At 73.2% G+C, this 12,793-nt stretch carries 10 protein-coding genes; 8 read left to right on the top strand and 2 right to left on the bottom strand.

Translation table 11 applies throughout. The features are described from left to right. Nucleotides 1-220 precede the first annotated feature (220 nt). From ACZ3YO_RS29530 to ACZ3YO_RS29520, 3 genes are all read left to right on the top strand, one after another. Nucleotides 221-1,594 carry a M16 family metallopeptidase gene (locus ACZ3YO_RS29530; RefSeq protein ID WP_465575222.1) on the top strand — a complete coding sequence of 458 codons (1,374 nt, stop codon included), beginning with the start codon at nt 221-223 and terminating at the stop codon, nt 1,592-1,594. A 20-nt stretch (nt 1,595-1,614) separates the two neighbouring features. Next, nucleotides 1,615-2,982, top strand: coding sequence for a M16 family metallopeptidase (locus ACZ3YO_RS29525; RefSeq protein WP_465575409.1), 1,368 nt, complete (start codon nt 1,615-1,617; stop codon nt 2,980-2,982). Between the two features lie 321 nt (nt 2,983-3,303). After that, nucleotides 3,304-4,497 carry an RtcB family protein gene (locus tag ACZ3YO_RS29520; RefSeq protein ID WP_465575219.1) on the top strand — a complete coding sequence of 398 codons (1,194 nt, stop codon included), beginning with the start codon at nt 3,304-3,306 and terminating at the stop codon, nt 4,495-4,497. Nucleotides 4,498-4,617: 120 nt separating this feature from the next. Here the strand turns inward: ACZ3YO_RS29520 and ACZ3YO_RS29515 are convergent, their stop codons facing one another. Further along, nucleotides 4,618-4,899 (bottom strand): HPr family phosphocarrier protein, encoded by a 282-nt coding sequence (locus ACZ3YO_RS29515; RefSeq protein WP_396323741.1) that lies wholly within the window; start codon nt 4,897-4,899, stop codon nt 4,618-4,620. Between the two features lie 428 nt (nt 4,900-5,327). On the opposite strand from ACZ3YO_RS29515, the gene ACZ3YO_RS29510 reads away from it, so the two are divergent. The 4 genes from ACZ3YO_RS29510 (at nt 5,328) to ACZ3YO_RS29495 (ending at nt 10,911) form a co-directional block, all read left to right on the top strand. Then, the gene (locus ACZ3YO_RS29510) at nt 5,328-8,246 is read left to right on the top strand and encodes a bifunctional acetate--CoA ligase family protein/GNAT family N-acetyltransferase (protein ID WP_465575407.1); all 2,919 of its coding nucleotides are present in this window, start codon (nt 5,328-5,330) and stop codon (nt 8,244-8,246) included. A 94-nt stretch (nt 8,247-8,340) separates the two neighbouring features. Then, entirely contained in the window at nt 8,341-8,940 is a 600-nt protein-coding gene (locus ACZ3YO_RS29505; protein WP_396323740.1) for a DUF5998 family protein, read from the top strand. A gap of 78 nt (nt 8,941-9,018) precedes the next feature. Beyond that, nucleotides 9,019-10,203, top strand: coding sequence for an alkaline phosphatase family protein (locus ACZ3YO_RS29500; RefSeq protein ID WP_465575216.1), 1,185 nt, complete (start codon nt 9,019-9,021; stop codon nt 10,201-10,203). 51 nt (nt 10,204-10,254) lie between these two features. Next, nucleotides 10,255-10,911, top strand: coding sequence for a thymidine kinase (locus ACZ3YO_RS29495; RefSeq protein WP_209415384.1), 657 nt, complete (start codon nt 10,255-10,257; stop codon nt 10,909-10,911). Between the two features lie 10 nt (nt 10,912-10,921). Here the strand turns inward: ACZ3YO_RS29495 and ACZ3YO_RS29490 are convergent, their stop codons facing one another. After that, a complete protein-coding gene (locus ACZ3YO_RS29490) occupies nt 10,922-11,674 on the bottom strand; it encodes a VOC family protein (protein ID WP_465575212.1) in 753 nt (250 codons plus the stop codon). A 155-nt stretch (nt 11,675-11,829) separates the two neighbouring features. Between ACZ3YO_RS29490 and ACZ3YO_RS29485 the strand changes: the two genes are divergently transcribed. Further along, nucleotides 11,830-12,690 (top strand): sulfurtransferase, encoded by an 861-nt coding sequence (locus tag ACZ3YO_RS29485; RefSeq protein ID WP_465575209.1) that lies wholly within the window; start codon nt 11,830-11,832, stop codon nt 12,688-12,690. Nucleotides 12,691-12,793: the final 103 nt, after the last annotated feature.

Here is a 12,793-nt window from a genome sequence, read left to right as displayed (position 1 = left end):
GCGGGGCTCCCTTGCGTCTGTCTGATGCGTCTGTCTGCTTCGGATCACGGCTCAGCGCCCCCATTGTGGACCCTTCCGCCGACACTCCCGCCCAGCGCCCCTCTTCCGCCCCTGGCGAACGCACCGTCCGCGCGGACACATCCGCGCCCTTCACGCGTTGCACCACAATGGGGGACGCCACACGAACCCCCGACATCGACGACGGGAAGGACCCGAGCGCATGGCCAACCCGGCCCCCGCATCCGCCTCCACCGGAGGAAATGGCGCTGCCATCGCCATCACCGAGCACCGCCTGGCCAACGGCCTGCGCGTCGTCCTCTCCGAGGACCACCTCACCCCGGTCGCCGCCGTCTGCCTCTGGTACGACGTGGGCTCCCGCCACGAGGTGAAGGGCCGCACCGGGCTGGCCCACCTGTTCGAGCACCTGATGTTCCAGGGTTCGGCCAACGTCTCCAACAACGGCCACTTCGAGCTCGTCCAGGGCGCCGGCGGTTCCCTCAACGGCACCACCAGCTTCGAGCGCACCAACTACTTCGAGACCATGCCCGCCCACCAGCTGGAGCTCGCCCTCTGGCTGGAGGCCGACCGCATGGGCTCCCTGCTCGCCGCCCTCGACGACAACTCGATGGAGAACCAGCGCGACGTCGTCAAGAACGAGCGCCGCCAGCGCTACGACAACGTCCCCTACGGCACCGCCTTCGAGAAGCTCACCGCGCTCTCCTTCCCCGACGGCCACCCGTACCACCACACCCCCATCGGCTCCATGGCCGACCTGGACGCCGCCACGCTGGAGGACGCCCGCGCGTTCTTCCGCACGTACTACGCGCCCAACAACGCCGTCCTCTCCGTCGTCGGCGACATCGACCCCGAGCAGACCATCGCCTGGGTCGAGAAGTACTTCGGCAGCATCCCCGCCCACGACGGCAAGCAGCCCCCGCGCGACGGCACCCTCCCCGACACCATCGGCCGCGAGCTCCGCGAGTCCATCCGCGAGGACGTCCCCTCCCGCGCCCTGATGGCCGCCTACCGCCTCCCGCACGACGGCACCCGCGAGGCCGACGCCGCCGACCTCGCGCTCACCATCCTCGGCAGCGGCGAGTCCAGCCGGCTCTACAACCGGCTCGTCCGCCGCGACCGCACCGCCGTCGCCGCCGGCTTCGGCCTGCTCCGCCTCGCCGGCGCCCCCAGCCTCGGCTGGCTCGATGTCAAGACCTCCGGCGACGCCACCGTCGAGCAGATCGAGACCGCCGTCGACGAGGAGCTCGCCCGCTTCGCCGCCGAAGGCCCCACCGCCGCCGAACTCGAGCGCGCCCAGGCCCAGATCGAGCGCGAATGGCTCGACCGGCTCACCACCGTCGCCGGCCGGGCGGACGAACTCTGCCGCTACGCCGTCCTGTTCGGCGACCCCAAGCTCCTCAACAACGCCCTCCCCAAGGTGCTCGACGTCACCGCCGAGGAGGTCCGGGACATCGCCCGGGCCCGCCTCCACCCGCAGAACCGGGCCGTCCTCGTCTACGAGCCCACCACGGCCGACGACACCGACGCCGACCAGACCGCCACCGCCGCGACCGAAGAGGAGGGCGCTGCCGCATGAGCACCGACTACGTCCCCGCCATGACGTTCCACCCCCAGCCCCAGCCCGGCACCCCCAGCCCGTGGGCCTTCCCCGCCCCCGAGCGCGCCGCCCTCGGCAACGGCATCACCGTCCTGCACTGCCACCGCCCCGGCCAGCAGCTCGTCGCCGTGGACGTCCTCCTCGACGCCCCCCTCGCCGCCGAACCCGACGGCCTCGACGGCGTCGCCGGCATCCTGGCCCGCGCCCTCAACGAAGGCACCGACACCCTCACCGCCGAGGAGTTCGCCGCCGAACTCGAGCGCGCCGGCGCCACCCTCGACGCCCACGCCGACCACCCCTGCATCCGGGTCTCCCTCGAAGTCCCCGCCAGCCGGCTCCAGCGCGGCCTCGGCCTCCTCTCCGACGCCCTGCGCGCCCCCGCCCTCCCCGAGGACGAGATCGAGCGCCTCGTCGCCAACCGCCTCGACGAGATCGTCCACGAGCAGGCCAACCCCGCCCGCCGCGCCGCCAAGGCCCTCTACGCCGAACTCTTCGACGGCGCCGACCGCCTCTCCCGTGCCCGCGGCGGCACCGCCGACACCGTCAAGTCCATCGACCGGGCTGCCGTCAAGGCCTTCTACGACGCCCACATCCGGCCCGCCACCACCACCGTCGTCGTGGTCGGCGACCTCACCGGCACCGACCTGCCGGCCCTGCTCGAAAGCACCCTCGGCGCCTGGACGGCCGACACCGCCGCCCCCAGCACCCACGCCCCGGTCACCGCCGATGACACCGCCCGCGTCGTCATCGTCGACCGCCCCGGCTCCGTCCAGACCCAGCTGCTCATCGGCCGCATCGGCCCCGACCGCCACGACCCGGCCTGGGCCGCCCAGATCCTCGGCACCTACTGCCTCGGCGGCACCCTCACCTCCCGCCTCGACCGCGTCCTGCGCGAGGAGAAGGGCTACACCTACGGCGTCCGGGCCTTCGCCCAGCCGCTGCGCTCCGCCGCCGACGGCACCGGGCGCGCGCTGCTCGCGGTCAGCGGCTCGGTGGACACCGCGTCCACCGCCCCCGCCCTCGCCGACACCTGGACCATCCTGCGCACCCTCGCCGCCGAGGGCCTCACCGACGCCGAGCGCGACGAGGCCGTGCAGTTCCTGGTCGGCGTCGCACCGCTGAAGTTCGAGACCGCCGGTTCGGTCGCCGGCACCCTGGCCGACCAGGTCGAGCAGCACCTGCCCGACGACTACCAGGCCGAGGTCTACCGGCAGCTCGCCGAGCTCCCGACGGCCGCCGCCACCGAGGCCGTGGTCGCCGCCTTCCCGCCGGACCGCCTGGTCACCGTCCTCGTCGGCGACGCCGCCCAGATCGCCGAACCCGTGCGCAAGCTCGGCATCGGCGAGGTCACCGTGATCAGCGCCTGAACCGCCTGAACCCCCGTACGGGAAGGGCCCGGTGGAGCATTCCGCTCCGCCGGGCCCTCCGTCGTTAAATCCCTTGCGAGGCGTGATCGCCCTGTGGGTAGATATCCCCCGGCAGCCGGTACGACGACGGAAAGGAGGCGGTCACCATGAGGGTCGAGCCGACCACAGTGCGCTCCCCACGACCGTTCCTCCCGTGTGCCCCGGCCCGCCCCCTGGCCGCCTGAGCGCCGCCACCCCAGATCTTCCCCGAGCCGCACCGGGACTCTTCGCGCGGCACCACACCTAGGCTTGAACCAACCGACCTTTGGAGGTCGTTCAACCATGTCGTACACCGAGGTACCCGGCGTCCGGGTCCCGATCCGGATGTGGACCGACCCGGCCACCGTCGAGGGCCAGGCCATGCAGCAGCTGCGCAACATCAGCTCGTTGCCCTGGCTGCACGGCCTCGCCGTGATGCCCGACGTCCACCTGGGCAAGGGCGCGACGGTCGGCTCCGTGATCGCCATGCGCGGCGCCGTCTGCCCCGCGGCGGTCGGCGTGGACATCGGCTGCGGCATGAGCGCCGTGAAGACGTCGCTCACCGCCAAGGACCTCCCCGACGACCTCTCCCGCCTCCGCTCCAAGATCGAGCAGGCCATCCCGGTCGGCCGCGGCCTCCACACCGACCCGGTCGACCCGCGCAGGTTGCACGGCTTCGCGACGGCGGGCTGGGACGACTTCTGGGAGCGCTTCGACGGGGTCGCGCCGGAGGTGAAGTGGCGGCGCGAGCGGGCCATGCAGCAGATGGCAACGCTCGGTGGAGGTAATCACTTCATCGAAGTGTGTGTTGATAACACCGGCACTGTCTGGCTGATGCTGCACTCCGGCTCGCGGAACATCGGCAAGGAGCTGGCGGAGCATCACATGGGCGTCGCCCGCTCGCTGCCGCACAACCAGGGGCTGGTCGATCACGACCTGGCGGTGTTCATCGCGGACACCCCGCAGATGGGTGCCTACCGGCAGGACCTCTTCTGGGCGCAGGAGTACGCCAAGAAGAACCGCGCGGTGATGATGGCACTGTTCCAGGACGTCGTCCGCCGTGAGTTCGCCAAGGCGAAGGTCGCGTTCGACGAGGTGATCAGCTGCCACCACAACTACGTAGCGGAGGAGCAGTACGACGGTGTCGATCTCCTGGTGACCCGAAAGGGTGCGATCAGGGCCGGCTCCGGAGACTACGGGATCATCCCCGGCTCGATGGGCACCGGTTCGTACATCGTCCGCGGCCTCGGTAACGAGGCGGCGTTCAACTCGGCCTCGCACGGCGCCGGCCGCAAGATGAGCCGGAACGCCGCGAAGAAGCGGTTCACCACGCGTGATCTGGTCGAGCAGACCAAGGGCGTGGAGTGCCGCAAGGACAGCGGAGTCGTGGACGAGATTCCCGGTGCGTACAAGTCGATCGAGAAGGTCATCGAGCAGCAGAAGGACCTCGTCGAGATCGTGGCACACCTGAAGCAGGTCGTCTGCGTCAAGGGGTGAGCCCGGACGCGAGGAGGGCCCCGGGTGCATCGGGGCCCTCCTCGCGGTGTTCGTCCCGTGGACGGACAGAAGCGCCCGGCAGTGCTGTCACTGCCAGGCGCTCTGCGGTCGAGAACTGGCTCAGGCGGCGGCCGGCAGCTCGTCGAGGCCCTCCTGGACCAGCTTGGCGAGGCGGTCGAGGGCCTCGTCGGCGCCCTCGGCGTCGGAGGCGAGGACGACCTCTTCGCCGCCCTGGGCGCCGAGGCCGAGCAGGCCGAGCAGGGAGGCGGCGTTGACCGGCTTGCCGCCGGGCTTGGCGATGGTGATCGGCACGCCGGTGGCCGTGACGGCCTTGACGAAGACGGCGGCGGGACGGGCGTGCAGGCCCTCGGCCCAACCGATGGTGACGCGGCGCTCAGCCATGAGACGTGCCTTTCCGGTGAAGCTGGTCACGGCCGTGCTAGGGGTGGCGGCCATGTTGTCTAGACCAGTGTTGCATGCAGGCGACCCCTTCGAGCCGCCGCGTTCAGGACTTGTGATTGTTTCTTTCGGGGGCATAAGTGAGGGCATAGGCCCCGGCCAGCGGCCTTGCCGGGCCGCTGGGCGGTCCTGCTCACCCTGCCGTGGTCGCACGCCCGGCGCCATTCGGCTTGCCGCCGGATAACCTGACGAATGTGGACGACTCCGCGGTACCGCGCCCCGAGCAGGGCCAGCAGCACGGCCCGACGCAAGGCGCGCAGCACGGCCCGAAGCAGGGCCCGAGGCAAGGCGCACAGCAGGGCCCGAAGCCGGCGTCGGCGCACCACCCCGAGCATGCCGGGCCGGACTACCCGCAGCACTGGGAGGCCGACATCCTGCTGCGGGACGGCGGCACGGCCCGGATCCGGCCGATCACGCCCGCGGACGCCGGGCGGCTGGTGGAGTTCTACGAACAGGTGTCGGACCAGTCCAAGTACTTCCGCTTCTTCGCGCCCTATCCGCGGCTGTCCGACAAGGACGTCCGTCGTTTCACCCACCACGACTTCGTCAACCGGGTCGGCCTGGCCGTGGTGATCCGGGACCGCTTCATCGCGACCGTCCGCTACGACCGGATCGACCCCGACGGCCGTCCGTCGGACACCGGTACCGATGCGGAGGTGGCGTTCCTGGTGCAGGACGCGCACCAGGGCCGCGGGGTCGCCTCCGCGTTGCTGGAACACATCGCGGCGGTGGCGCAGGAGCGCGGTATCCGCCGTTTCCAGGCGGAGGTGCTGCCGGAGAACCGCAAGATGGTGAAGGTCTTCACCGATGCCGGCTACACCCAGCACCGCAGCTTCGCCGACGGTGTGGTCCACCTGGAGTTCGACCTGGAGCCGACCGCGGCCTCGCTCGCGGTGATGAGGGCGCGCGAGCACCGCGCGGAGGCGAGGTCCGTGCAGCGGCTGCTCACTCCGCGCTCGGTGGCGGTGCTCGGGGTGTCGCGCAACCCGCAGACCGTCGGCCGGGCGCTCCTGCGCGATCTGCTCGGCGGATTCGAGGCCAAGGACGTCGGGGCCGGTCACCTCGGGGCCGATGCCCTCGGGGCCGGTCACCTCGGGGCCGAGGGCTCCGCGGCCAAGGGCTCCGACGCCGAGGGCTCCGGGGCCGAGGAGGCGGACGACGACCGCCGCGTCTACGCCGTGAACCGCAACGCGCCGCCCGGTACCGAGCTGGACGGTGTCCCGGTGCACCGCTCGATCCTGGAGATCCCGGGCCCGGTGGATCTCGCGGTGATCGCGGTGCCGTCCGCCGCCGTCCCCGCCGCGGTCGCCGAGTGCGGCGCGCACGGGGTGCAGGGTCTGGTGGTGGTCACCGCCGGCTACGCGGAGACCGGGCCGGAGGGCCGGGACCGCCAGCGTGCCCTGGTCCGCCAGGCGCGGGCGGCCGGTATGCGGGTGATCGGCCCGAACGCCTTCGGTCTGATCAACACCGACGCCGACCGCCCGTTGAACGCCTCGCTCGCGCCGGTCCTGCCACGGCGCGGCGGCTTCGGCATCTTCTGCCAGTCGGGTGCGATCGGCGTGGCCCTGCTGGAGGCCGCCCACCGCCGGGGGCTCGGCGTCTCCTCCTTCGCCTCGGTCGGCAACCGCTCGGACGTCTCCGGCAACGACTTCCTCCAGTACTGGGCGGAGGATCCCGCCACCGAGGTGGTGCTGCTCTACCTGGAGTCCTTCGGCAACCCCCGCAAGTTCACCCGGATCGCCCGCCGGCTGGCCGCCGCCAAGCCGATCGTGGTGGTCAAGGGCGCCCGCCACACCGGCAGCCTGCCGCCGGGCCATGCCGTCCCGGCCACCGCGACCGGGCTGCGCGACGCCACCGTGGACGCGCTGTTCGAGCAGGCCGGCGTCACCCGGGTGGAGACGATCACCGAGTTGTACGACACGGGGGAACTGCTCGCCCTGCAGCCGCTGCCGTCCGGGGACCGGGTCGCGGTGGTCGGCAATTCGGACTCGCTCGGCCTGCTCACCCATGACGCCTGCCTGAGCGCCGGGCTGCGGCCGCGGACGCCCGTCGACCTGACGACCGCCGCGACGGGAGAGAACTTCCGGATCGCGCTGGACGTGGCGCTGGGCGACCCGGGGGTGGACGCGGTGATCGCCGTTGCCATCCCGCCGATCGGCACGTCGGCGCATGCGTTCATGGGTGGCCGGCTGACCGGCCCGGACGATCCGGAGATGGGCTCCGACGACCCGGAGATCGCCGCCGCGCTGCTCGAAGCGGGTGAGCGGGCGAGGGAGTTGGGCAAGCCGCTGGTGCTCGCCCATCTGGCGCTGACCGATCTGCCGAACCGGCTGCGGCCGGGCGGCATCCCCGCCTACCCGGCGCCCGAGCGGGCCGTCCGCGCCCTCGCGCACGCCGTCCACTACGCGCAGTGGCGGCACCGGATGGCCGAGGCGGAGGAGACGGCCCGCGTCCCGGAGCTGGACCGGATCGACGAGTCGGGCGCCCGGGCCCTGGTCGAGGCGGTGCTGAGCACCCGGACCGCCCGCCCCTCGCCCACCACCACCCTTGTTCGTGGCGCTACGCGCCGCACCTTCTCCGCCCGGACCCAGCCGGGGGGCGCACGGATCACGCTGCCGGACGCGGACACCATGGCGCTGCTCGCCCGCTACGGCATCGACGTCTCGCCGACGCTGCCCGCGCCCGACGAGGAGGGCGCCGTCCGTGCGGCCGCGACGCTCGGTTACCCCGTCGCGCTGAAGGCCACCGCCCCGCACCTGCGCCACCGCCCCGACCTCGGCAGCGTCCGGCTGGACCTCACCGGCGAGCCGGGGCTGCGCCGGGCCCACCGTGAGCTGGACGCGCTGCTCGGCGGGGCCGCCCAGGCCGAGCTGGTGGTCCAGCGGCTGGCCCCGCGCGGTGTGGACACCGTGATCGGCGCCACCGTGGACCCGGCGGTCGGCGCGATCCTTTCCTTCGGCCTGGCCGGCGCTCCTGCCGAGCTGCTCGGTGACGTTGCCCACCGGCTGGTCCCGGCCACCGACCAGGACGTGGCCGGGCTGATCCGGGAGGTCCGGGCGGCGCCCCTGCTGTTCGGCTGGCGCGGTGCCGAGGCGGTGGACACCGACGCGCTGGAGGAGGTGCTGCTGCGGGTCTCCCGCCTGGTGGACGACCTCCCGGAGGTCGCCTCGGTGGATCTCGAACCCGTGGTCGTCGCCCCGCACGGGCTGGCGATCCTGGGGGCGCGAGTGCGGATCGCACCCCTGCCCGTCCGCAGCGATCTGGGCCCGCGCGCCATGAGCACGCTGTAACCTTCCTTGGTTGCGCCCTGTCCGGGGGCGCTGTTGCCCGGAAGCTCGGCGCCGTGCCGCCCGCTTCGTCGGCGGACCATGCCAGGATGGAGTTATGGCGAAGACCGGTACCACCACCACTCAGGACCTGCGCTCGGCGATCGAGCGCAGCGGCTACTACCCGGCCCTGGTGTCCGAGGCGGTCGAGTCCGCGGTGGGTCCCGAGCCGATCAGCTCCTACCTGGTTCACCAGGAGACCACCTTCGACGCCAACGAGGTCCGCCGGCACGTGACCGTGCTGGTGCTGACCCCGACCCGGTTCGTGGTGAGCCACACCGACGAGCAGTCCGGCGACGGCGCAGGCCCGGCCGTGCCGTACGCGACGACCTCGACCGAGAGTGTCCGGCTGGACCGGATCGGTTCGGTCGTGGTGAGCCGGATGGTCGCCAACCCGGAGACGTACACCCCGGGCACGCTGCCGCGCGAGGTCGTGCTGACCATCGGCTGGGGCGCGGTGCAGCGCCTGGACCTGGAGCCGGCCGGCTGTTCGGACCCGAACTGCGAGGCGGACCACGGTTACACCGGTTCGGCCACCGCTGACGACCTGTCACTGCGGGTCAGCGAGGCCGGCGACGGTCCCGAGACGGTGGCCCAGGCGCTGGTGTTCGCCCGGGCGCTGTCCGACGCGACGATCAGCAACAGCCCACGGGTCTGAGCCGGCGACGCACGACGACGTGCGCCGGGACCTGACGCACGACGACGCCACCGAAGCCAGGAAGCCAGCCCCTCACCCATGTCCTTCGCCCCCGACGGCTACGACGCCTTCGAGATCCTCGACCCCGCCACCGCCCCGGCGCCCCTCTACGGCAGCGGCTCGCTCTGCGACCTCCTGCCCTCGGTGGCGGCCGGCCTCGGTGTGCCCGGGTTCACCGCGACGCTGCCGATCGCGCCCGCCGACCGGGTGGTGGTGTTCCTGGTCGACGGCCTCGGCTGGGAGCTGCTGCTGCGCCACCCCGAGTACGCGCCGTTCCTCTCCTCGCTGGCCGGCAGTTCGCTGGGCGGCACCGGCCGCCCGCTGACCGCCGGTTTCCCGTCGACCACCGCGACCTCGCTGGCCTCGGTGGGCACCGGGACCCCGCCGGGCCTGCACGGCCTGGCCGGCTACACGGTGGCGGTTCCGGGCGCCGGCTACCTGATGAACCAGCTGCGCTGGCAGCCGCACACCGATCCGGCGCTCTGGCAGCCGTACCCGACGGTGTTCGAGCAGACCGACGCCGCCGGGGTGGCGACGGCCCAGGTGTCCTCGCCGTTGTTCGCCCAGACCCCGCTGACCCGGGTGGCGCTCTCCGGCGGCTCCTTCCTCGGCCGGACCACCGGCGAGGAGCGGATGGACCAGGCCGCCGCCTGGCTGGCCGAGCACGACCGCGCCCTCGTCTACACCTACGTCAGCGAGCTGGACGGTGCCGGGCACCGGTTCGGGGTGGACTCCGACGAGTGGCGGATGACGCTGGACGCGGTGGACCGGCTGGCCCGGCGGCTGGCCCAGCAGCTGCCGCCGCGGTCGGCGATGTACGTCACCGCCGACCACGGCATGATCGACATCGCTCCCGAGGACCGGGTCGACTTCGACGAGGACTGGGAGCTCGGCGCCGGTGTCGCGCTGCTCGGCGGCGAGGGCCGGGCCCGGCACGTGTACGCCGTGCCGGGGGCCGCCGCCGACGTGTACACGGTCTGGAGCGAGGTGCTCGGCGACCGCATGTGGGTGGCGACCCGGGACGAGGCGATCGCCGCCGGCTGGTTCGGCCCCTCGGTGGACGACCGGGTCTACCAGCGGATCGGCGACGTGGTCGCCGCGGCCCGTGACGACATCGCCGTGGTCGCCTCCCGCAACGAGCCCGGCGAGTCCGCGATGATCGGCCTGCACGGCTCGATGACCCCGGTCGAGCAGTTCGTGCCCCTGCTCGAAGTCCGCGCGTGAACCCCCCGCTCCGCGTGAACTCCCCCTCTCTGAAAGGCCTCTGCTCCACCCATGGCTGAACTGGTGTTCTTCTCGGGCACGATGGACTGCGGGAAGTCGACGCTCGCGCTCCAGATGGACCACAACCACGCCGCCCGCGGCCGGCAGGGGATCATCCTCACCCGCAACGACCGCGCCGGCGCGGCCACCATCTCCAGCCGGCTCGGCCTGCAGGCCGAGGCGGTCGAGGTCACCGACGACTTCGACTTCCACGCCCACGTCGTGCACCGGCTCTCGGCCGGCGGCCGGGTGGACTACCTGATCTGTGACGAGGCCCAGTTCTTCGCCGCCGAACAGGTCGACCAGCTGGCCCGGGTGGTCGACGAGCTCGGTATCGACGTCTTCACCTTCGGCATCACCACCGACTTCCGGACGAGGCTCTTCCCCGGCTCCCAGCGGCTGATCGAACTGGCCGACCGGGTGGAGGTGCTCCAGGTCGAGGCGCTCTGCTGGTGTGGCGCGCGCGCCACCCACAACGCCCGGACGGTGGGCGGCGTGATGGTGGTCGAGGGCGCCCAGGTCGTGATCGGCGACATCACGGTGCGCGAGGACGAGGTCGGCTACGAGGTGCTCTGCCGCCGCCACCACCGCCGCCGGCTCACCGCCGCGACCGCCCGCGCCTCGGTGCTCTCCCCGGACGTGCTGCCCTTCGAGGAACAGCAGGCCTGAGAGCCCTCGGTCAGAGGCCCGTTTCCAGTACGGAGAAGTGCCCGCCCTGCGGGTCGGCCAGCCGCGCCAGCCGGCCGAGCCCCGTCACGTGCGGCTCCACCAGCACCCGGCCGCCCAGCTCCACCGCCCGACGGGCCGTCAACACCGCGTCCCGGACGGCGAAATGAACCCGCCAGCGCGGCGCATGCCCGCGCAGCTCGGCGCCGGACCGGATGCCCGCCACCGGCCGGCCGTCCACCAGCAGCGCCGACCCGTCGGCGCCCGGCGCCACCGGGCGCCCCAGCACCGCGCCGTAGAAGACCGCCGCACCCTCCTCGTCCGGGGTGAGCAGCTCGGTCCAGGCGGGACCGCCGGGCTCGGGGCCCGCCTCCCGGCCGGTGTGCTCCTCACCCTGCCAGAGCCCGAAGACCGCACCGGACACGTCGGCCGCGATCGCCAGCCGGCCGGCCCGCTCGGCCTGCAGCGGACCGACCGCCACCGTGCCGCCGCACTCGCGCACCAGCTGGGCCGTCCGGTCGGCGCTGTCCACCGCGAAGTAGGTCGTCCACTGGACGGGGAAGCCCGTCGCCGCGGAGACGCCGAGACCGGCGACCGGGGCGCCGCCCGACTCGGCCCGCACGTAGGCGCCGAGCTGGGTGGGGCCCGGCGTGTACGTCCAGCCGAGCAGCTCGCCGTAGAAGGCGCGGGCACCGGCCAGGTCGTCGGTCATCAGGCTGACCCAGCACGGCGTGCCCTGGGCCAGCCGGAGCTTCACCGCAGGCATGCGGGCCTCCTCACGGGGCGGACGGCGCACGGAGCTGCGCACGTGAGGGTGATGGTTCCACCCTGGCGCGCGCCGAACCCCCGGGCCGCGCGGAAAGTCCGGCAAAGACCGCACAAAGAGCGTCGAGTTGGTGGCCCTGCGCAAGAATGACCGGCATGACGACTTCTCACGATGACTCCCCGCTGCTCTCGGTGGCCGGCCTGCGGGAGGCGCTCGCCTCGGATCTCCCGCCGGTCCTGCTCGACGTGCGCTGGCAGCTCGGCGGTCCGCCCGGGATCGAGGACTACACGGCCGGCCATCTCCCGGGCGCCCATTTCGTCGAGCTGGACACCGACCTCGCGGCCCCGGCCGGTCCGCCCGGGCGCGGCGGCCGCCACCCGCTGCCCGACGTCGAGGAGTTGGGCGCCGCGCTGCGCCGTTTCGGGGTCTCCACCGGCCGCCCGGTCGTGGTGTACGACGGCGCCACCTCGCTGGCCGCGGCCCGGGCCTGGTGGCTGCTGCGCTGGGCCGGCCACCCGGACGTGCGGGTGCTGGACGGTGGGTTCGCCGCCTGGCAGGCGGCCGGGCTGCCGGTGACCGCCGAGGTGCCGGCGCCGGAGGAGGGTGACTTCAAGCCGGCGCCGGGCCAGTTGCCGACGGTGGACGGGGACGGCGCGGCGGCCTGGGCCCGGACGGGGCTGTTGCTGGACGCCCGGGCCGGGGAGCGCTACCGGGGGGAGACCGAGCCGATCGACCCGCGCGCCGGGCACATCCCGGGGGCGGTCTCCGCGCCGACCACCGAGAACGTCGGCCCGGACGGGCGGTTCCGGCCGGCCGCCGAACTCGCCGAGCGGTTCCGCGCGCTGGGTGCGGGGGAGCGCGAGACCGCGGTGTACTGCGGTTCGGGTGTGACGGCGGCGCACCAGATCCTGGCGCTGGCGGTGGCGGGCCTGCCGGCCACGCTGTACCCGGGCTCGTGGAGCGAGTGGTCGAGCGACGGGAGCCGCCCGGTGGCGGTCACCGACCAGCCGGGCTGAGCCGGCCGCGTCCCGCCGGCGGTGCGACGCCGGTGGCACGGAGTCGGCGGTACGACGCCGGTCGTACGGAGCCGCGGTCGTACGACGCCGGCAGTACGAGGGT

The organism is Kitasatospora sp. NPDC022785 (assembly GCF_055561295.1).
Note: the sequence above shows the minus strand (reverse complement) of the source record. Positions and strands in the feature narration are given on the sequence as shown.

Bases quoted from the DNA above. Each gene is read 5' to 3' on its own strand.
- ACZ3YO_RS29505 (WP_396323740.1), top strand. From the start codon at position 8,341: ATGGCGAAGACCGGTACCACCACCACTCAGGACCTGCGCTCGGCGATC.
- ACZ3YO_RS29490 (WP_465575212.1), bottom strand. From the start codon at position 11,674: ATGCCTGCGGTGAAGCTCCGGCTGGCCCAGGGCACGCCGTGCTGGGTC.
- ACZ3YO_RS29520 (WP_465575219.1), top strand. From the start codon at position 3,304: ATGTCGTACACCGAGGTACCCGGCGTCCGGGTCCCGATCCGGATGTGG.
- ACZ3YO_RS29530 (WP_465575222.1), top strand. From the start codon at position 221: ATGGCCAACCCGGCCCCCGCATCCGCCTCCACCGGAGGAAATGGCGCT.
- ACZ3YO_RS29485 (WP_465575209.1), top strand. From the start codon at position 11,830: ATGACGACTTCTCACGATGACTCCCCGCTGCTCTCGGTGGCCGGCCTG.
- ACZ3YO_RS29525 (WP_465575409.1), top strand. From the start codon at position 1,615: ATGACGTTCCACCCCCAGCCCCAGCCCGGCACCCCCAGCCCGTGGGCC.
- ACZ3YO_RS29515 (WP_396323741.1), bottom strand. From the start codon at position 4,899: ATGGCTGAGCGCCGCGTCACCATCGGTTGGGCCGAGGGCCTGCACGCC.
- ACZ3YO_RS29495 (WP_209415384.1), top strand. From the start codon at position 10,255: ATGGCTGAACTGGTGTTCTTCTCGGGCACGATGGACTGCGGGAAGTCG.
- ACZ3YO_RS29500 (WP_465575216.1), top strand. From the start codon at position 9,019: ATGTCCTTCGCCCCCGACGGCTACGACGCCTTCGAGATCCTCGACCCC.